General features: G+C 72.9%; 15 protein-coding genes and 1 pseudogene. 3 read left to right on the top strand and 13 right to left on the bottom strand.

The window, feature by feature from the left end:
- The 8 genes and pseudogenes from Q4A22_RS06510 to Q4A22_RS06475 form a co-directional block, all read right to left on the bottom strand.
- Positions 1–1,770: an ABC transporter ATP-binding protein gene (locus Q4A22_RS06510; protein ID WP_303177927.1), complete on the bottom strand. Its 1,770-nt coding sequence runs from the start codon at positions 1,768–1,770 to the stop codon at positions 1–3.
- Between the two features lie 218 nt (positions 1,771–1,988).
- Positions 1,989–2,993: pseudogene (locus Q4A22_RS06505) on the bottom strand (ABC transporter permease); the annotation flags it as partial.
- Entirely contained in the window at positions 2,990–3,946 is a 957-nt protein-coding gene (locus tag Q4A22_RS06500) for an ABC transporter permease (protein ID WP_303177926.1), read from the bottom strand. The pseudogene Q4A22_RS06505 and the gene Q4A22_RS06500, both read right to left, overlap by 4 nt.
- 4 nt (positions 3,947–3,950) lie before the next feature.
- Complete coding sequence (locus Q4A22_RS06495; RefSeq protein ID WP_303177925.1) at positions 3,951–5,606, bottom strand: ABC transporter substrate-binding protein; 1,656 nt, start codon at positions 5,604–5,606, stop codon at positions 3,951–3,953.
- Positions 5,607–6,041: 435 nt separating this feature from the next.
- Positions 6,042–6,929 carry a glycerophosphodiester phosphodiesterase gene (locus tag Q4A22_RS06490; RefSeq protein ID WP_303177924.1) on the bottom strand — a complete coding sequence of 296 codons (888 nt, stop codon included), beginning with the start codon at positions 6,927–6,929 and terminating at the stop codon, positions 6,042–6,044.
- Positions 6,922–7,803: an HAD-IIB family hydrolase gene (locus tag Q4A22_RS06485; RefSeq protein ID WP_303177923.1), complete on the bottom strand. Its 882-nt coding sequence runs from the start codon at positions 7,801–7,803 to the stop codon at positions 6,922–6,924. Before Q4A22_RS06485 ends, Q4A22_RS06490 begins: the two co-directional genes overlap by 8 nt.
- A 6-nt stretch (positions 7,804–7,809) precedes the next feature.
- Complete coding sequence (locus Q4A22_RS06480; protein WP_303177922.1) at positions 7,810–8,331, bottom strand: YbhB/YbcL family Raf kinase inhibitor-like protein; 522 nt, start codon at positions 8,329–8,331, stop codon at positions 7,810–7,812.
- Between the two features lie 167 nt (positions 8,332–8,498).
- Positions 8,499–9,431, bottom strand: a complete 933-nt coding sequence (locus Q4A22_RS06475; RefSeq protein ID WP_303177921.1) for a carbohydrate kinase — start codon at positions 9,429–9,431, stop codon at positions 8,499–8,501.
- Between the two features lie 319 nt (positions 9,432–9,750).
- On the opposite strand from Q4A22_RS06475, the gene Q4A22_RS06470 reads away from it, so the two are divergent.
- On the top strand, positions 9,751–11,166 hold the full coding sequence (locus Q4A22_RS06470) for a glyceraldehyde-3-phosphate dehydrogenase (RefSeq protein ID WP_303177920.1): 1,416 nt from the start codon (positions 9,751–9,753) through the stop codon (positions 11,164–11,166).
- Positions 11,167–11,257: 91 nt separating this feature from the next.
- Here Q4A22_RS06470 and Q4A22_RS06465 read toward each other — a convergent pair whose 3' ends face one another.
- The 3 genes from Q4A22_RS06465 to Q4A22_RS06455 form a co-directional block, all read right to left on the bottom strand.
- The gene (locus Q4A22_RS06465) at positions 11,258–12,715 is read right to left on the bottom strand and encodes a M18 family aminopeptidase (protein ID WP_303177919.1); all 1,458 of its coding nucleotides are present in this window, start codon (positions 12,713–12,715) and stop codon (positions 11,258–11,260) included.
- Entirely contained in the window at positions 12,699–13,928 is a 1,230-nt protein-coding gene (locus Q4A22_RS06460; protein WP_303177918.1) for a CPBP family intramembrane glutamic endopeptidase, read from the bottom strand. Before Q4A22_RS06460 ends, Q4A22_RS06465 begins: the two co-directional genes overlap by 17 nt.
- 90 nt (positions 13,929–14,018) lie before the next feature.
- Positions 14,019–14,753: a glutamine amidotransferase gene (locus tag Q4A22_RS06455; protein ID WP_303177917.1), complete on the bottom strand. Its 735-nt coding sequence runs from the start codon at positions 14,751–14,753 to the stop codon at positions 14,019–14,021.
- 93 nt (positions 14,754–14,846) lie between these two features.
- Between Q4A22_RS06455 and rfbA the strand changes: the two genes are divergently transcribed.
- Positions 14,847–15,743, top strand: coding sequence for a glucose-1-phosphate thymidylyltransferase RfbA (gene rfbA / locus Q4A22_RS06450; RefSeq protein WP_303177916.1), 897 nt, complete (start codon positions 14,847–14,849; stop codon positions 15,741–15,743).
- A gap of 111 nt (positions 15,744–15,854) precedes the next feature.
- Here rfbA and Q4A22_RS06445 read toward each other — a convergent pair whose 3' ends face one another.
- Complete coding sequence (locus Q4A22_RS06445; RefSeq protein ID WP_303177915.1) at positions 15,855–16,901, bottom strand: NAD(P)-dependent alcohol dehydrogenase; 1,047 nt, start codon at positions 16,899–16,901, stop codon at positions 15,855–15,857.
- Between the two features lie 131 nt (positions 16,902–17,032).
- Between Q4A22_RS06445 and Q4A22_RS06440 the strand changes: the two genes are divergently transcribed.
- Positions 17,033–18,241 carry an FAD-dependent monooxygenase gene (locus Q4A22_RS06440; RefSeq protein ID WP_303177914.1) on the top strand — a complete coding sequence of 403 codons (1,209 nt, stop codon included), beginning with the start codon at positions 17,033–17,035 and terminating at the stop codon, positions 18,239–18,241.
- Here the strand turns inward: Q4A22_RS06440 and Q4A22_RS06435 are convergent.
- A complete protein-coding gene (locus tag Q4A22_RS06435) occupies positions 18,238–18,816 on the bottom strand; it encodes a GNAT family N-acetyltransferase (protein WP_303177913.1) in 579 nt (192 codons plus the stop codon). The genes Q4A22_RS06440 and Q4A22_RS06435 overlap by 4 nt on opposite strands.
- Between the last annotated feature and the right edge of the window lie 64 nt (positions 18,817–18,880).

The raw sequence follows: 18,880 nt of genomic DNA, 5'->3' as shown, positions 1-18,880 counted from the left end.
TCATCCCGCCTCCTCCAGCGTGGGCACGTGCTCCAGCAGTGACCGCGTGTAGTCGTGCCGCGGGTGGCGCAGCACGGTGTCCGTGGGGCCGTACTCCACCAGCTTCCCCTTCTCCAGCACCGCGAGGGTGTGGGAGATGTGCCGGGCGAGTGCGATGTTGTGGGTCACGAACAGCATGGCCAGACCGCGTTCGTGCTGCAGCTCCCGCAGCAGCTCGATCACGGACGCCTGCACGGAGACGTCCAGCGCGGAGGTGATCTCGTCGCAGATCAGCAGGGAGGGTGCGTTCACGAGGGCCCGCGCCACGGCCGCGCGCTGGCGCTCACCGCCGGAGAGCTCCCCGGGGCGGCGGTCGATGTAGCTGCGCCCCAGCCGCACCGCGTCCAGCGCGTCCGCCACGGCGGCGCGCCGCTGCGCGCGGGACATCCCGCCGGTCATCTCCAGCGGCACCTGCAGCGAGTCGCCGATGCTGCGCCGCGGGTTCAGGGACGAGAACGGCGACTGGAACACGTACTGGATCCGCCGCCGCTGCTCGTTGCTCCGCCGCCGCGTGCTGGGCGCGAGCACCTGCCCGTCCAGCAGCACGTCCCCGGTGTAGCCGTCGTTGAGTCCGGCCACGCTGCGCGAGAGGGTGGTCTTCCCGGAGCCGGACTCCCCCAGCAGCATGGTGGTCTGCCCGGCGGGCAGGTCCAGGTCGATGCCGTCCAGGATCACCGCGGAACCGTACGCCATCCGCAGCCCGCGCACACTCACCACGGCCTGTCCACGCCCCTCGGGGACGACGCTGCCGCCCACCTCCCGCTCGCGCGTCACCGCACCCGGGCGGCCGTCGTCCCAGGGGGCGCGCACGGCGGCCACCGGGCTCACGGCGGGCCCGCCGCCCATGTCCCGCGCGCCGCGCAGGTCCGGCACGGCTTCCAGCAGGGCGCGCGTGTAGGGGTGCTCAGGGTGGCGCAGCACGCGCTCGGCGGGGCCGTGCTCCACGACGGCGCCGTGGAGCATGACCGCCACGTCGTCCGCCACGCGCGCCACCACGGCGAGGTCGTGGGTGATGTAGAGCCCGGCGACGTCGTGCCGGGTGGTCAGCTCGTAGACGGTCTTGAGCACCAGGTCCTGGGTGGCCACGTCCAGGCCCGTGGTGGGCTCGTCCAGGATGATCACCGCGGGGCGGCACGCGAACGCCATGGCAATCCCGATGCGCTGCTGCTGCCCGCCCGAGAGCTGGTGCGGGAACCGCCGCTGGTAGGCGCGGTCACTCGGCAGTCCCACCTCGGAGAGCACCTCCGCCACGCGCTCGTCCCGCTCGTGGGCGTTGCGGCCGAATTCGTGGGCGCGCAGCACCTCGGCGATCTGCTCGCCCACGCGCAGCGCCCCGTTGAGGGACAGCGCAGGGTCCTGGGGCACGTACGCGATGGTCCCGCCGCGCAGCCGGCGCATCTGCGCCTCGGAGAGGGTGAGCAGGTCCACGGCCTCCCGGTGGAAGCGGGACGCGCCTTCCTGCAGCTCCACGGTGCCGCCGCGCAGCTCCAGCCCGGCGCGCAGGTGGTTCATGCACGCCAGCGCCGCGGTGGTCTTTCCGGAGCCGGACTCCCCCACGAGGGCGAGGATCCGCCCGGGCCGCAGCCGGAAGGAGACGTCGTCCAGGATCAGCCCGCCGCCGGCGACCCCCACGTCCAGGTGGGACACGGCCACGGCGGTGTCCACGGTGGCGCGGGGCACCACGGTGCCGCGCACCTTCTCGCGCGCCTTCTGCTCCGAGCGTCGCATCATGACTGCCTCTCCACGTCGTTCCCATCGCGGACGACGCCGCCCGCGGAACCGTCCCCACGCACCGCACCGTCCGCTGGCGCGGCACCGGTGGCAAGAACCGCACCATCTGCACGCGCCACATCATGTGCTGGCGCAGCGCCGTCAGCGGGCGCCGCACCGGCGTGACCGGTCCGGCCCTCGGCGTTGCGGTCACCCCGGCCCTTCGTGCGCCGCGTGGAGCGCACCCGGCCCGCGGAGGCGCCCGCCACGGCGTCGGCGATGAGGTTGGTGCCCACGGTGAGCACGGCGATCGCGAGCACCGGCAGCAGCACGCCCCACGGCTGCAGGGCGAGGGCGATCCGGTTCTCGTTGATCATGAGCCCCCAGTCCGGGGTGGGCGGCTGCATGCCCAGGCCCAGGAAGGACAGGGAGGCCACCGCGCCGATCGAGTAGGTCAGGCGCAGCCCCACCTCCACCATGAGGGGTCCCATGATGTTGGGGACCACGTCCCGGGTGAGGATCCTCCACTGCGGCACGGCGTACATCTGGGAGGCCAGGACGTAGTCCTCCGCAACCACGGAGGAGGTGGCGGAGCGGATCACGCGGGCCACCCGCGGGGCGTGCGTCACGCCGATGACGAGCACCAGCACCCACCCCTTGGGACCCAGCACGGTCACCGCGAGCAGCGCGAACACGAGCTGGGGGATGGCCAGGAACACGTCCCCCACCCGCATGATCACGGCGTCCAGCCAGCCGCCCCGGAAGGCGGCGAGCATGCCCAGCAGCGCGCCGAGGCCCACACCCACCACCGTGGCCAGGGCCGAGTACAGCAGCAGCCGCCAGCCCCCCTCCAGGAAGCGGGAGGCCACGTCACGGCCCAGGTTGTCGGTGCCGAAGACACCGGTCTGGAACGGTTTCCCCGCGAACGAGTTGGGGCCGTACCCGGTCCAGGCGGGCACCACGAACGGGCCCAGCACGGCCAGCAGCAGCACGATCCCGGTGAGCACGAAGCCCAGTTTCGCGGCGGGCTGGCCCAGCACGCGCCGCGCGAAGGAGGCGGGTCGGGCGTCCCCGCGGGAGGCGGAGTGCCCGAAGTCCGGGGCCCCTGTGTCCTGCGGGGCGGGTCGCAGGGTGGCTTGCGGGGAGGTGCCGGGCCCGCGGTCGGCGGCCAGGGCGACGTCGCCCGCGGCCGAGCTCCCGCCGGTGTCCTGCGGCGTGCGGCCAGGGGTCTGGGGTGCGCTCATGAGCGGGACTCCGTCCGCAGCTTGGGGTTGGCGAGGATGCCGATCACGTCCGCGAGGAGGTTCACGAGCACGTAGAACGCGGCGATGATCATGGACAGCGCCTGGACCACCTGCACGTCACGGTTGTTCACGGCGTCCACCATGGCCTGGCCGAGCCCGGGGAAGCGGAAGAGGAACTCCACCACCACGATGCCCCCGGCGAGCCACGCGAGCTGCATGGCCACCACCTGGGCCACCGGCCCGATGGCGTGCGGCAGGGCGTGCTTGAGGATCACCTGGCGCTCGGGCAGGCCCTTGAGCCGGGCCATCTCCACGTAGCCGGAGTCCAGGACGTCGATCATGGTGGTGCGGGTCATGCGGATCATGTACGGCACCACCACGAGCACCAGCGTCAGGGACGGCAGCACCAGCTGCAGGGGGTGGTCCCACACGTGGGTGCCGGGCGCCGCCATGGTCACGGAGGGCAGCAGCGTGAACACCGTGGTGGACAGCAGGGTGGTGAGCACCACGCCGATCACGAACTCGGGCAGCGCCGCCAGCACCAGCGAGAAGCCCGTGAGCACCTGGTCCGAGGCACGGCCCCGCCGCATCGCGGACCACGTGCCCAGCAGCAGCCCCACGGGGATGGCGACCACCGCTGCGATCGCCATGAGCACCATGGACGCGGAGACCTTGCTGCCGAGCAGCGCGTTCACGGAACCGCCCGTGGCGGCGGAGGTCCCCAGGTTGCCCACGAACAGTCCCCCCAGCCACGTGAGGTAGCGGGTGTACCAGGGGTCGTTGAGGTGCAGCTGCTCCCGCAGCGCGGCCAGCCGCTCCGGGGTGGCCTGCTGGCCCAGGATCGCCTGGGCCGGGTCTCCGGGCAGCAACAGGGTGAACACGAACACCAGCAGGGACACCGCCAGCAGCACGAAGACCGAGACGCCCAGGCGCCTGAGGATCATGGAGGTCACGCGATCACTTCCCTTCCTGGGCGAGCCACAGCGAGCGCAGCTGGAAGCCGCTCACGGGCATGCCGGAGCGGTGCGTGAACGCCCCGCCCACGTAGTTCTGGTAGGCGTCCGCCTGGTCGAAGAACCCCCAGACGATGTACCCGCCCTTCTCGTGGAGCACCTTCTGCGCCTGCGCCACCACCCGGTTGCGCTGGCCCTCGTCCAGGGTGGCGCGGGCCTTCTTGTAGAGCGCCAGGAACTCGGGGTCCGCCCAGTGGGTCTCGTTGAACGGGGCCTTGGGCAGGGAGCCCTGGGCGCTCTGCGGCAGGAAGCTGCGGGTGTACCAGAAGTCCTGGGCGAAGGGGTAGGTGAGGTAGCCGTCCCCGAAGAACGTGGTGGCGTCCACGCGGCGCAGCTTCACGGTGATCCCGGCCTCCGAGGCCTGCTCCGCGAAGACCTGCGCGGCCTCCACCGCCCCGGTCTGGATGGGCGCGGTCACGAGCTCCACCTCCAGCCCGTTCCGGTGCCCGGCCTGTGTGAGCAGCTCCTTGGCCCGGGCGATGTCCCGGGTGCGCTGCGGCAGCTCGGGGGTGCCCGTGTCGAAGGGCGCGTACATGTCGTTGCCCACCGTGCCGTGGCCGGAGAAGACCTGCTCCACCATCTGCTCGCGGTTGACCACCAGCCGGAACGCCTGGCGCACGCGCACGTCGTCGAAGGGCGGGGTGTCCACGCGCATGGTGAACGGCAGCCAGTTGCCGGTCTGCGAGACCACGGTGTGCAGGCGGGGGTCGGTGTTGACCACGTCGATCATGGCCAGGGGCAGCTGCCCGGCCACGTCCACCTGGGTGGAGAGCAGGGCGTTCACCAGGGCGTCCTGGTCGTTGAAGTTCAGCAGCTGCACCTCGTCCAGGTGGGGCTTCTGGCCCCAGTAGTCGTGGTTGGCCTTCAGGACCGTGAGCTGGCCGGGTTCGAAGGACCCGAAGCGGAACGGCCCCGTTCCCACGGGTTTCCTGGGGTCGTAGTCCAGGGGCACGATCCCCATGGAGTTCTGCGCCGTGGAGTCCACGAACACGGCGTCCGGCTCCGAGAGCTCGAAGCGCACGGTGTGCTCGTCCACCGCCACGGAGCGCTGGAGCAGCGCGAGCCCCGCCGCGCCGGTCTTGGGGTCCTTCGGGTCCGTCACGCGCTCGAACGTGTGCACCACCTCGCGGGAGGTCAGCGGGCGCCCGTCGTGGAACGTCACCCCCTTGCGCAGGTGGAACACCCACGCCCTGCCGCCGTCCTCCGAGTGCACCGAGTGCGCGAGGCCCGGCGTGAGCTTGTAGTCGGGGTCGAACTCGTACAGGCGGTCGTAGAGGTTCATCACGCGCCCGCCGTCCGCGGTGCCCACCGGCGCGTTGGCGTCCATGGTGTCCGAGGCCCCGCCGCCGGTGGTGCCGATCCGCAGGGTCCCGCCGTTCTGCGGCTCTCCCGTGGCCTGGGCGGTGGCTGCCCCGGGCTGTGCGCCGCTCGCGCACCCGGCCAGCGCCAACGACGCCGCCGCGGCGCCCAGTCCCATGAACCCGCGCCGGTCGAGCCCGGCACGCAACGGGCGGGCGGGTGCGGTCCCCGCTCCCCGGGGAACGGAGCGGGGGGCGCGGCGCCCCTCGGGGGGTCGGGCGGACGGTGGCACAGGGTTCATGGTTCCTCGCAGGCAGGGTGGTCGCGGGCATGACGAACGGCGGACGGCTGTCATGGGGTGCCCGCTGCGCCGCGACGTGGGCGGCGGAGAGCGGGGTGGCGGGAACGCAGCTACGGGATCTTGCTGGGGAACGCGGTCACCACGCGGTGCGCGCGCAGGGGTTCCTGGGCGGTGAGGCGGCGGTGGTAGATCGCGGACGGGGCGCACCGGGGGCGGGGAACCGTGTGGGCGGGAACGACCCGCCGGGTCGTGCGGGGGGCGGAAACGGGGACAGGGCTCAGGAGCGTGCAGCTCACGTGACCTCCCTGGACTCGTCCGGACGGGGCGGCACAGGGTGGGTGGCCCTGCGGGTGCCGTGGCCCCGATCACGTCCAACGTACCCCGATCGGTGCGCGAATGCGGGAAGGGCGGCGTGCGTGGCCCGTGCGTGCGCGGTCAGTCCTGCGGGTCCGGCGGCCACTGCCCCCGGGCCGCGAGCACGTCCCGCAGCAGGTCGGCGCGGTCGGTCACGATCCCGTCCACGCCCATGTCCAGCAGCCGGTGCATGTCCGTGGGCTCGTTCACGGTCCACACGTGCACGGACAGCCCCTCCCGGTGGGCGAAGCCCAGCAGGCCCGGGGTGACCACGGGGACGGTGAACCGCCCACCCAGGGGCAGCTCCAGGACGTGGCGCTCGGGCAGCTGGAGCGTGTCGAAGGGCGCCACCACGCGGGACCACGCCCTCCGGTGGCCCCGCCACAGGGCGGCGGCGATCCGGGGGGAGAGCCGGTCCGTCCAGGGTGCCACCGCGGCGACCGCGAGGAACCCGGCGGTGCCGAGCACCCCGGCGGAGGTCTGTACCCGCCGCCCGGTGAGGCGGGTGAGCGCGGCGAGCGTGCGGCGTCGTCGGGACTCGGAGAAGGAGGCGACGCGCACGCGGTCGGCGGCCCCCTCGTCCGCAATCACGCGCGGGAGGGCGGCCACGGAGGCCTCGTCCTTGACGTCGATGTTCAGGCGCGCCCCCGGCAGCCCGCGCAGCAGCTCGGCGAGGGTGGGGATGCCGTGCTCGCCGCCCACACGCAGCGTGCGCAACTGCTCCCACGTGAGGTCGTTGACGTTGCCGTCCGTGCCCGTGACCCGCTCCAGTGAGGGGTCGTGAAAGGCGACCACCACGCCGTCCCGGGTGGTGTGCACGTCCGTCTCCAGCCACAGGAGGCCCAGGTCCGCGGCGGCGCGGAAGGCGGCCATCGTGTTCTCGTGGCCGTCCAGGGAGAAGCCGCGGTGCGCGAGGGCCGCCGGGCGCCGCCCGGGGCGACCCCCGCGGGAGGTCTCCGCCTCAGCCACGCCCGTGCTCCACGGGGGCCGTGGCGGACCCGCCGACGTGCTCCCGGGCCAGGTACTCCTCGATCACCCGCGCCACGCCGTCCTCCGTGAAGGCCGGGGCGGTGCGCTCCACGGCGGCCACCACGCGGGGGTGGCCGTCCGCCATGGCGTAGCCGCGACCGGCCCACGTGAGCATCTCGAGGTCGTTGGGCATGTCCCCGAAGGCCATGACCTCCTCGCGTGCGATCCCCAGCTCCGCGACGAACCGCTCCAGGGTCCGCGCCTTGCTCAGCCCGCGCTGCCCCATCTCCACCAGCGGCGCGGCGGCCACCGAGTGAGTGACCGCGAGCCGTCCGGCCACCACCTCCCGGACCCCCTCGAAGTAGCGGTCCGGGTCCGCGCCGTCCAGCTTGGCCAGCAGCTTGAGCACCTCGGTGCCGGGAGTGAGGCTCTCGGCGACCGGGGCCTCCACGATCCCCTCGATCTCCATGCGGTCCGTGCGGGCCCAGCCGTGGTCCGTGTGCACCCGCTCCAGGGTCTCCGCGGCGAACAGCGAGTCCGGGAAGGCGCGGCGGACGTCCTCGATCACGGGCAGGGCCTCAGCGACGTCGAAGCCGCTGGCCCCCAGGACCTCGTCCGTGCCGGGGTCGTAGACCACCGCACCGTTGGAGCAGATCACCACGCCGGCGTCGTCGAGCTGCTCCTGCAGGGGGTCCAGCCACCGCTTGGGGCGTCCGGTCACGAACACCACCCGGATCCCGGCGTCCCGCGCGGCCTGGATGGCCTCCAGGCTGCGCGGGCGGAACCGGAAGTCGTGGCCCAGGACCGTGCCGTCCAGGTCGCTCGCGATCAGCCGGACCGGTGGCAGGTCCCCGGCCCCGGGGTGCTGGCCCACCGCCGCCTACTTCGCCTCGTAGACCGGGGTGAGGAACGCCCGGCCCAGGGCGTGCGAGGACATGGTGAAGTTCACGACGGCCGGCGTGGTGTCCGCGTCCACCTCGAGCTCGGGCACGTCCACCGCGGTCACGCAGATGATGTAGCGGTGCGGGCCGTGGCCCTCGGGCGGGGCCGCACCCAGGAACTCGTCCGTCCCGGCGTCGTTGCGGTGCTTCACCGCCGCCTGCGGGAGGTTCGACGCCGCACCGGTCGCCAGCTCGGTGACGTCCGCCGGGACGTTGGACAGGCACCAGTGCCAGAACCCGCTGGGGGTGGGCGCGTCCGGGTCGAACATGGTGACCACGTAGGAGCGGGTGCCCTCCGGAGCGCCGCTCCAGGACAGCTGCGGGGAGACGTCCTCTCCCCCGGCGCCCATGATCCCGGACAGCTGCGGGGTCTTCATGGTCTCGCCCTCCGCCACGTCCGTGGAGGTGAGGGTGAAGGTGGGCAGCTCGGGCAGGTCTGCGTAGGGGTGACGGTCGTACATGGCGGTGGTCCTCTCGTCGTCTCGGGAACTGCGGTGGTGCACGGGGCGGTCGGGGAACCCGCGGTCACGGCCAGCGGGTTCCCGCGCCTCGTGGCCCCGGCGTGACCCCGCGCGGGCCGGGTGCCTCGCACCGGGGTGGCCCAGGGCGGGCTGACCGCGGGGACGGTTCAGCCGTTCGCGGGCAGGTCCTCCCGGGTGGGCAGCTGCGCGCCGGAGCGGGAGACCGTGACGCCGGCGGCCGCGGCGGCGTAGCGCAGCAGGTCCTCGACCTCGCCCGCGCGCAGCTGCTCCAGGGAGGAGGCGGCGGAGGCCCCCAGGATCTCGCGGTCCGCGAGCGCGGAGAGCAGCGCGGCCATGAAGGAGTCGCCGGCGCCCACGGTGTCCGTCACGGCCACCTTCGCGGCGGGAACGGACACGCCGGCCTCGCCCGTGCCGCGGCTGATCGCCCAGGGGCCCATGGCACCGCGGGTGACCACCACGAGGCGCGGACCGGCCGCGAGCCACGCGCGCGCGGAGTCCTCGATGCTGCGGTGCGGGTAGAGCCACAGCAGGTCCTCGTCCGAGGCCTTGACCACGTGGGACAGCGTCACGATCCGCTCGGCGCGGGCGCGGGCGTCGGAGGAGTCCGGGATGATGGTGGGGCGGCAGTTGGGGTCGTAGGTGATCAGCGCGTGGCGGTGGGCCCGCTCCAGGGCCTGGCGCACCACGCCCGCCCCCGGTTCGAGCATCGCGCCGATGGAGCCCACGTGCAGCAGGTCCGTGCCCTCGAGCAGCTCGTCGATCTGTCCGGGGGACACGTCCAGGGACCAGTCCAGCTGGAAGTCGTAGCTCGCGGAGCCGTCCTCGTCCAGGGTGGCCCGGGCCACGGACGTGGGGCGCTCGTCCGCCTCGAACGGGAGCTGGACACCGCTGCCGCTCAGGTGCTCCGCCACCTGGCGGCCGTGCTCGTCCCGGCCGTAGCGGCCCAGGAACTGCACCTGCTGGCCCAGCCGGGCCAGGCCCACCGCCACGTTCATGGGGCTCCCGCCCACGTGCGCACTGGGTTCTCCGCCGCTGCGGGACACCACGTCCACGAGGGCCTCACCGATCACGGTCAACATGCCACCACGGTAGCAAAGCGGGGCGACGCCGCCGCCCCTCCTCACGGGGCCGCGGCCTGCGGGTGCCGGAGCTGCGGAACCGGGAGGCGGCGGGGCGCGACGGCGGGCGGTCCGGGGCGGCGGGGCGAGGCGAGCACTCGGTGGGCGGGCGGCGTCGTCATGCGTGCGCGCGGTGCGGGGTGGGTTCGCGGGGCCCGTAAACTTGGCGCACGACGAGCAGCGCCGCTCACCGGGCGCGCCACCATGCCGGTCCCGCGCACACCGCAGGACCCGAACACGGCCCTCACGACGACGTCCGGGCCGAGGAAGAAGGATGCTCATGAGCACCACCTGGTCGCAACGGGAGGCATACGCCGAGGAGCTGGTTCCCCTGGTGGGGAAGCTGCACCGCGAGAACAAGGTGGTCACCACCGCCTTCGGACGCTCCCTGGTCCACAAGTCCGTCACGGACATCATCAAGGTCCACCGCTTCACGCGCCGCATCCTGGGCGAGGAGCTGCCCCTGGAGAAGACCGTGGAGATCGTCACGGCCCTGGGCGGGCTGAACCTGGGCGTGTGCAACGTGGACGTGGCCAAGCTGCACCAGGGGTTCACCGAGTCCGGCGCCACGGACCTGGACGCCTACCTGCGCGAGGCGCTGGCCCCGGCCGTGGACCAGCACGGCAGCAACGAGCCCGAGTCGCGTGACGTGGTGCTCTACGGCTTCGGGCGCATCGGCCGCCTGCTGGCCCGCATCCTGCTCAACCGCAACGACGGCACCGGCCTGAACCTGCGCGCCGTGGTGGTGCGCCGCAAGCCGGGCAACGACCTCGTCAAGCGCGCCTCCCTGCTGCGGCGGGACTCCGTGCACGGCTCCTTCGACGGCACCATCACGGTGGACGAGGAGAACAGCGTGATCACGGCCAACGGCGTGCCCATCCAGTTCATCTACGCCAACTCCCCCGCCGAGATCGACTACACGCAGTACGGCATCCACGACGCCCTGGTGGTGGACAACACCGGCGTGTGGCGGGACGAGGAGGGCCTCTCCCAGCACCTGCGCTCCACGGGCGTGTCCAAGGTGCTGCTCACCGCGCCCGGCAAGGGCGAGATGAAGAACATCGTGTGCGGCGTGAACGACCAGGACATCACCCCGCAGGACACCATCCTCTCCGCGGCGTCCTGCACCACCAACGCCATCACCCCCGTGATCAAGGTGCTGGACGACGAGTACGGGATCGTGCAGGGCCACGTGGAGACCGTGCACTCGTACACGAACGACCAGAACCTGATCGACAACTGGCACAAGGGCGACCGCCGCGGCCGCTCCGCCGCGCTGAACATGGTCATCACCGAGACGGGTGCTGCGAAGGCCGTGGCCAAGGCGCTGCCCGCCATGAAGGGCAAGCTCACCGGCAACGCCATCCGCGTGCCCACCCCGGACGTGTCCATGGCCATCCTGAACCTGCAGCTCGAGAACGCCCCCGAGTCCGCGGAGCAGGTCAACGCGTTCCTCAAGGACATCTCGCTGAACTCGCCGCTGCGTAAGCAGATCGACTACGTGGACTCCCCGGACGTGGTCTCCACGGACCTCGTGGGCTCGCGCCGCGCGGGCGTGGTGGACGGGCTCGCGACCATCGTGAACAACAGCTCGCTGGTCCTCTACGTCTGGTACGACAACGAGTTCGGCTACTCGTGCCAGGTGGTGCGCGTGCTGGCCCGCATGGCGGACATCTCCATGCTCCAGCTGCCGTAGCACCGCCAGCCCCGGGACCTCTCCCGGACCACGACGCCGCCCGGTGGCCCTCGGACGGAAGGCCACCGGGCGGCGTCGTGCCCGCCGGGGTTCAGCCGCGCCAGAAGCTCCCGACCACCCCGTGGAGGGCGTGGAGGTCCGCGGTGTGCACGAGCTCGCGCGCCGAGTGCATGGACAGCAGGCCCACGCCCACGTCCAGGGTGCGGATGCCCAGGCGCGTGGCCGTGATGGGGCCGATGGTGGAGCCGCACGGCACTGTGTTGTTGGAGACGAACTCCTGGTACGGGACTCCCGCCCGCTCGCACAGCTGCGCCCAGAGGGCGGCACCCACGGAGTCCGTGGTGTAGCGCTGCTGGGCGTTGATCTTCAGCAGCGGACCGCGCCCAGGCTCGGGGGTGTTCACAGGGTCGTGGTGACCCTGGTAGTTGGGGTGCACCAGGTGCCCGGCGTCCGAGGAGAGGCACACGGAGTTCGCCAGGGCTCGACGGTGCTCCTCCCGGGACTCCCCCAGTGCCGCGCCGATGCGCACCAGCACGTCCTCCAGGAAGGGTCCTGCGGCGCCGGAGCGGGTGGCGGAACCCACCTCCTCGTGGTCGAACGCGGCGAGCACGCTGATCTGCTCCGCGGCCTCCAGCTCCGCCGCGTGCTCGACCATGGCGCGCAGACCCGCGAAGACCGAGGTGAGGTTGTCCAGGCGGGCGCTGGCCAGCAGGTTCTGCTGGGCGCCGATCAGCTCCGGGGCCTGGGTGTCCGCCACCGTGACGTCGTAGCCCAGGATGTCCGCGGGATCCAGGGGCGCGGTGCCGTCCGGCGCATCCTGGCCGGAACGGGCGGCCGCGGGACCGGCGGCGGGCTGGGAGACCGCGGAGGCGAGCACGGCCAGCACGTCCGCGTCCTGGGCGTCACCCACGCCCCACACGGGCTGGACGTGCCGCTGCCTGTCCAGGGTGAGGCCCTCGTTCGCGGAGCGGTCCAGGTGGATGGCCAGCTGCGGGATGCGCGCCACCGGGCCGGTGGCGGTGAGCAGCTCCCGCGGCCGCCCGTCCGCGCCGCGCACCACGAGCCGTCCCGCGAAGCGCAGGTCCCGGTCCAGCCACGAGTTCAACAGGGGGCCGCCGTAGACCTCCACGCCCGCCTGGTACCAGCGGTGGGTCACGGTGGTGGGGCGGGGCTTGAGCTTGAAGCCCGGGGAGTCGGTGTGCGCCCCGAGGATCCGGTACCCGGTGCCCGGTGCGGCACCGGCCGGGAGCACCCAGGCGATCAGGGCGCCGTCGCGCACGGTGTAGTGGCGCCCCGGCGCCATGCGCTCCCACGGTGCGGTCTCGGCCAGGAAGCCGAAGCCCGCGCCCTCCAGCTCCCGAGCCGCGGCGGCCACCGCGTGGTAGGAGCTGGGAGAGGCGGTGACGAACTCCCCCAGCGCACGGGCGAAGGACGCGTGGGCGGAGTCCTGCAACCCGGTAATCGGGGACGCACCGGCGTCGAGCGGCGTGGTGGTCGGTGCGGGGGCCCCGTGGGCGGCGGGGGCCGGGGTGTCAGTGCTGTCCGTCATGGGGGCCAGTGTAGGTGGGTGCCTGCGGGGCGGCGGGGCGCGTGTCCAGCACGCCCACGAACCGCCCCTGGCCGTCCCTGACCGTGTACGGCCCGTACTGCGGCGGCAGGGTCAGGTAGGCGCCGCTGGCGGGGTCCACGGGATAGGCGGCCAGCCCGGAACGGTCCCCGGCGAGCGCCGCGGGGCGGTGGCGCACGTCCGGCAGGCGCGGGGGTGCCGGGGGCGGGGGCAGGACCACGGTGCGGGTCACCGCGAGGGACGGGCGACGCCGCGCGAGCCGGAACACGAGCGCCACGTACGCGCCGTTGAGGATCAGCTCCGTGATGAGGTCCGTGGGCGCCCCGCTGGTCTCGTTCATGTCCACGAGGCCGAGGGCGGCGAACAGGGAGATGCTCATGTTGTTCACGGCGTGCAGGGCGATCCCCGCCTCCAGCCCGCCGGTGCGCCACGTGACGATGCCCATGGCCACGGCCATGATGCCCACCGACAGCTGGCCCCACAGGTCGTAGGCGTGGCCCAGCACGAACAGCGGCACGGGCAGCAGGATGGCCCACGCCGGGTGCTTGAGCCAGCGCCCCACCGTCTGGGCCAGGTAGCCGCGGAACACGAGCTCCTCCGCCGCGCACTGCAGGGGCACCACCAGCAGGATCGTGGCGATGAACCACCAGAAGCCCGGCAGCGGGCGGACGGGGGTGGCCGTGGCGCCCCCGAGGAGGTCCAGCCCGATGCCCGCGGCGTTGACCACCGCGTAGACGCCCACGGCCACCAGCGCGCAGGTGAGCAGCCACCGCCAGCGGATGCGCCCGGCCACGGAGAAGATCAGACCCAGGGGGCGGGGCCCCATGACCAGGCGGGCCACCAGCACGCACGGCAGCAGCAGGGCCACCGAGGCGAACAGCACGAAGAACACCGCGGGGTCGCTCTGGTCCATGGCATCGAGGTCCAGGCTGAGGCTCTGGGGCACGGCCACCGCCAGCACGATCCCCAGGAGGATGCTCACCACCAGGTACAGGCCCACGAGGATCACGCCCTCCACGAGGGGCTTCCACCAGCGGTGCCGCGGGTCCGTCAGCGCGAGGCGGTGGTAGAAGTACGGGCGGATCCGCGGGACGGGCGCCGGTCCTGCGGCCGGCCGCTCGCCGGCGGGAGGCACCGGGCGGCCCCCCACGGTGAGGGGTGCCGGGGTGGTCCACGGAGCGCTCAGGTGACTCATGCCTCCACGGTAGCGGCCACGGACCGGGCGCGCCGGATCCGGCGGCACTTGCCACGGGGTGCGGTGCCCCGCCGTGGCGGGGCGGGGACCTCAGCGGCGGTAGCGCTCCACGAACGCGCGAAGGATCCTGGGCGCCTGGTCCACGGCCGGTCCGTTGGACACGCGGTCGATCACGGTGTCCAGCTCCTCGGGGCGGAAGTAGCCCAGGTCCTTGTAGACGCGCACGCGGTTCACCAGCCCGGCCACGTCCAGCTCGGGGTGGAACTGCGTGGCGTAGAGGTTGTTCTTGATCCGGTACATCTGCACGCGGCACACGGAGCCCTCCGCCAGCAGCACGGCGTTGGGGGGCAGCACCCGGGTGCCCTCCTTGTGGCCCACGTACGCGCTGAACTCCCGGGGCATGCCCGCCAGCAGCGGATCCTGCATCCCCTCCTCCGTGAGGGTCACGGTGATGGGCCCCACGTCCTCGTGCTGGGTGTGGTCCACCACCGCGCCCTGGTGGATCCCCAGGGTGCCCACGCCGTAGCACGCGCCCAGGAACGGGAAGTCGCGGGCCACCACCTCGTCCAGCAGCTCGGTGATCCAGGTCTCGGCGGTCCGCTGGGCCTTCGACTTCTCCTCCGCGGGGTCCGAGGAGTTGAACGGCGAGCCGCCCACGATGATCCCGCTGTAGTCGTCCAGGTCCAGGGCCGGCCACTGGCCCGACTCCAACCGGATCCGCGTGAGCTGGGACTCCTCCAGGCCGCCGAACCGGGCCACGGCCTCGTATTCCTCGTCCGCGAGGACGTCATCAGCACGGGTGGCCAGCAGCACGAAGGGTTTCATGCCTTCATGCTAGCCAGGACGGGGACGCGCTCCGGACACGGCGCCCCGGTTGCGGGTTCATGCACGCGCATGGTGGCCTGCCACAATGGGGACATGAAGGGCATCATCCTGGCCGGCGGCACGGGCTCGCGGCTGCACCCGGTGACCGTGGGCGTGAGCAAGCAGCTGGTCCCGGTGTACGACAAGCCGATGATCTACTACCCGCTGTCCACGCTGCTGCTGGCGGGGGTGCGGGAGATCCTGGTGATCACCACCCCGCACGACGCCCCCCAGTTCGAGCGCCTGCTCGGGGACGGCTCGCAGTTCGGGGTGCGCATCGACTACGCCCAGCAGGCCGCTCCGGACGGGCTCGCCCAGGCGTTCCTGCTGGGCGCCGAGCACATCGGGGACGACAGCGTGTGCCTGGTGCTGGGGGACAACATCTTCTACGGACCGGGGCTGGGGGCGCAGCTGCGCCGCTTCCAGGACGTGCGCGGCGCCGCCGTCTTCGGCTACCGGGTGGCGGACCCCACCGCGTACGGCGTGGTGGAATTCGACTCCTCCGGGCGGGCCGTGTCCATCGAGGAGAAGCCGCGCGAGCCCCGCAGCCGGTACGCGGTGCCGGGGCTGTACTTCTACGACAACCGTGTGGTGGAGCTCGCCCGGCAGCTCACCCCGTCCGCGCGCGGCGAGCTGGAGATCACGGACCTGAACCGGCTGTACATGCAGCGCGGGGAACTGGCCGTGCACGTGCTCGCACGCGGCACCGCCTGGCTGGACACCGGCACCGTGGACTCGCTCGCGGACGCCACCAACTACGTCCGTGCCGTGCAGGCCCGGCAGGGACTGTCCATCGGCTGCCCGGAGGAGGTGGCGTGGCGCCTGGGGCTGATCTCGGACGACCAGCTGCTCGCCCGGGCCGCGGGCCTCGCGAAGAGCGGCTACGGGGCGTACCTCGAAGGCCTCCTGGCGGAGGCGGACGACGCCGCCCGGGCACCCGCGGGCGCCTGAGCCCGGTCCGTGCCGCGATCGGATGCACACGGCGACGGCGCCCCGCCCCTCCAGGGGACAGGGCGCCGTCGTCGTCGGGGCACGCTGCGCGGGTGCCCGCCGAGCGGGACCTCAGATGCTCTTGGCGTCCACCACGAAGCGGTAGCGCACGTCCGAGCCCACCACGCGGTCGTAGGCGTCGTTGATGTCCTCGGCGCTGATCAGCTCGATCTCCGCCGTGACGCCGTGCTCGGCGCAGAAGTCCAGCATCTCCTGGGTCTCGCGGATGCCGCCGATGTTGGAGCCGGTGAGGGACTTGCGGCCGCCGATCAGCGAGCCGGCGCTCACCTGCAGGGGCTCGGTGGGCAGGCCCAGCAGGACCATGGCGCCGTGCGGGCGCAGGGTGGCCATGAACTCCTGCACGTCGATGTGGGCGGACACGGTGTTGATGATCACGTCGAACGCGCCCTTATGGTTCTTCAGGGCCTCGGGATCCTCCTTGCGGGCGATCCAGTCCGTGGCGCCGAAGCGGCGGCCGTCCTCCTCCTTGGAGCGGGTCTGGCTGATCACGGTGACCTCCGCACCCATCGCGGAGGCCAGCTTCACGGCCACGTGGCCCAGTCCGCCCATGCCCACCACGGCCACCTTGGAGCCCTCGGTGACGCCCCAGGTGCGCAGCGGGGAGTAGGTGGTGATCCCGGCGCACAGCAGCGGGGTGGTGGCCGCCGGGTCCAGGTTCTCCGGGATGTGCAGGGCGAAGGCCTCGGAGACCACGATCTCCGTGGAGTAGCCGCCGTTGGTGGGGGTCCCGTCGAAGCGGTCCTTGCCGTTGTAGGTGGCCACGGCCTTGGGGCAGTTGTTCTCCTCGCCGCGCAGGCACCACTCGCACTCGCGGCACGAGTCCACCAGGCACCCCACCCCGGCGCGCTCGCCGACCGAGAACGTGGTGACCTCGGAGCCGATCTCGGTGACGCGGCCGATGATCTCGTGACCCGGGACCATGGGGAAGTCGATGGGACCCCACTCCTCGCGGACGGTGTGGATGTCCGAGTGGCAGATCCCGGCGAACTCGATCTCGATCCGGATGTCGTCCGGGCGCAGGTCGCGCCGCTCGATGGTGCCCTTCTCGAGGGGGGCGTCCGAGGCGACGGCCTGGTAGGCAGCAACGTTGGTAGTCATGGGACGTGACTCTAGACCTGCACCGACGGGTACGTCATTTCAGCGGAAAGCACCCGGGGCCGGCTCCGCGGGGGCCAGGGAGTAGCCTCTCCCCCAGCTGACCCCGTCCGTCCCCGCAGAAGAGGCACCCCATGACAGCACCCCACGCCCTGGTCTCCGGCGCGAGCATCGCGGGGCTGAGCACCGCGTTCTGGCTCGCGCGCAGCGGGTGGCGCGTCACCGTGCTGGAGCGGGCTCCCGAGTTCCGCGGCGGCGGGCAGAACGTGGACGTGCGCGGGGCGGCGCGCGGCGTCGTCGAGCGCATGGGGATCGAGGCGGCCATCCGCGCGCACACCACCACCGAGGAGGGCACCGCGTTCGTGGACCGCCGCGGCCGGGTGCTCGGTGCGTTCCCGGTGACGGGCTCGGGCGGACTCACGGCGGAGCTGGAGATCCTGCGCGGGGACCTCGCGGAGGTCGTCCGGGGCGCCCTGCCGTCCACGGTGGCCTTCCGCTTCGGCACCACGGTGGAGGCGGTCCACGAGGAGCCCGGTGGGTGCACCCGCGTGGTGTGCTCGGACGGCCGCGAGGAGAGCTGCGAGCTGCTGGTGGTGGCCGAGGGCGTGCGCTCCACCACCCGTGACCGGGTGTTCGGGGAGCTCGTCACCCGGCGAGAACTGGGGCTGGAGATGGTCTACGCGACCATCGAGCGCACCGCGCGGGACGACCGCTGGTGGCGCTGGTACCTGGCCACGGACTCCCGGCAGGTCACGCTGCGCCCGGACAACCACGGCACCACGCGCGCCACCCTGGCGTTCATCGACCGGGACGCGGACCTCACCCACCTGCGCGGCGAGGCCCTGCTCGCGGAGCTCGACTCCCGCTTCCGCGGTGCCGGCTGGGAGACCGACCGTGTCCTGGAGGCCCTGCGGGACTCGAGGGACGTCTACAGCGACCACCTCACGCAGATCCACATGCCCGCCTGGGTGCGGGGCCGCACCGTGGTCACGGGCGACGCCGCCTGGTGCGTCACTCCCCTGGGCGGCGGTGGGGCGTCCCTCGCACTGCTGGGCGGGTACGTGCTCGCGGCGTTCCTGTCCCAGCACCCGCAGGACCATGCCCGTGCCCTGGCGGAGTACGAGCAGTGGCTGCGCCCGCTCGTGACGGACAGCCAGAAGCTGCCGCCGGGACTGCCCCGCGTGTTCTACCCCCGCACGGCGGCGGGGGTCCGCCTGTGGCAGGGCCTGCTGCGGATGGCGAGCGCGGGGCCCGTGAGGGCGCTGACCTCTCGGGTGTCCCGTGTGGCGGAGACGCCCCGGCCGCTGCCGGAGATCGTGCTGCCGGAGCGGAGCGCGGACTAGGCTCCCTGCGTCCGGCCCGCCACGAGCTCCTCGGTGAGCACGGCGTAGGTGAGGCCGTCGTGCCACGTGCCGTCCCGGTGCAGGGACTCTCTCACCGTGTGGGACTCGCGCCGCATCCCGATCTTCTCCATGACCCGCCACGACGCCGCGTTCTCGATGAAGCAGCTGGCCGCCACCCTGTGCACGCCCATCTCGACGGCGATCGCCAGCCCCTCCCGGGCCAGCTCCGTGGCGATCCCCTGGCCCTGTGCCCAGGGGGCCACGCGCCAGCCCAGCTCCACCAGCTGGCCCTTCGCCTGCCCGGCCACCTCGGCCTGGGACCAGGCGTCCTTCTGCGCCACCATGAGCACCCCGGCGAGCCGGCCATCCCAGTGCGCCACCAGGTCCGACGCCGCGCGGGTGCCCCGGTCGGCGTCGAACGCCGCCCGGTCCTGGTAGACGCGCGTGGTCCAGCGGTTCTGGGCGGCGTCGCCCTCGATCTCCCACAGGGCATCCGCGTCCGCGGGCTCCTGCTTCCGCAGCGTCAGCCGTTCGGTGCGGCGGGGCCAGGTGAGGTCGTCCAGGGTTGTAGGCATGCGATCAGGCTAGTAGGCCGAGCGCGGCGGGGTGCGAGACGCGAGCTCCGCCACCCGCACCGTG

Origin of the sequence: Kocuria sp. (assembly GCF_030530945.1) — a bacterium.
Taxonomy (GTDB): domain Bacteria; phylum Actinomycetota; class Actinomycetes; order Actinomycetales; family Micrococcaceae; genus Kocuria.
Note: the sequence above shows the minus strand (reverse complement) of the source record. Positions and strands in the feature narration are given on the sequence as shown.

Coding starts and splice junctions, on each gene's coding strand:
- Q4A22_RS06510 (WP_303177927.1), bottom strand. CDS start 1,770: ATGATGCGACGCTCGGAGCAGAAGGCGCGCGAGAAGGTGCGCGGCACC.
- Q4A22_RS06495 (WP_303177925.1), bottom strand. CDS start 5,606: ATGAACCCTGTGCCACCGTCCGCCCGACCCCCCGAGGGGCGCCGCGCC.
- Q4A22_RS06480 (WP_303177922.1), bottom strand. CDS start 8,331: ATGTACGACCGTCACCCCTACGCAGACCTGCCCGAGCTGCCCACCTTC.
- Q4A22_RS06475 (WP_303177921.1), bottom strand. CDS start 9,431: ATGTTGACCGTGATCGGTGAGGCCCTCGTGGACGTGGTGTCCCGCAGC.
- Q4A22_RS06470 (WP_303177920.1), top strand. CDS start 9,751: ATGAGCACCACCTGGTCGCAACGGGAGGCATACGCCGAGGAGCTGGTT.
- Q4A22_RS06465 (WP_303177919.1), bottom strand. CDS start 12,715: ATGACGGACAGCACTGACACCCCGGCCCCCGCCGCCCACGGGGCCCCC.
- Q4A22_RS06460 (WP_303177918.1), bottom strand. CDS start 13,928: ATGAGTCACCTGAGCGCTCCGTGGACCACCCCGGCACCCCTCACCGTG.
- Q4A22_RS06455 (WP_303177917.1), bottom strand. CDS start 14,753: ATGAAACCCTTCGTGCTGCTGGCCACCCGTGCTGATGACGTCCTCGCG.
- rfbA (WP_303177916.1), top strand. CDS start 14,847: ATGAAGGGCATCATCCTGGCCGGCGGCACGGGCTCGCGGCTGCACCCG.
- Q4A22_RS06445 (WP_303177915.1), bottom strand. CDS start 16,901: ATGACTACCAACGTTGCTGCCTACCAGGCCGTCGCCTCGGACGCCCCC.
- Q4A22_RS06440 (WP_303177914.1), top strand. CDS start 17,033: ATGACAGCACCCCACGCCCTGGTCTCCGGCGCGAGCATCGCGGGGCTG.
- Q4A22_RS06435 (WP_303177913.1), bottom strand. CDS start 18,816: ATGCCTACAACCCTGGACGACCTCACCTGGCCCCGCCGCACCGAACGG.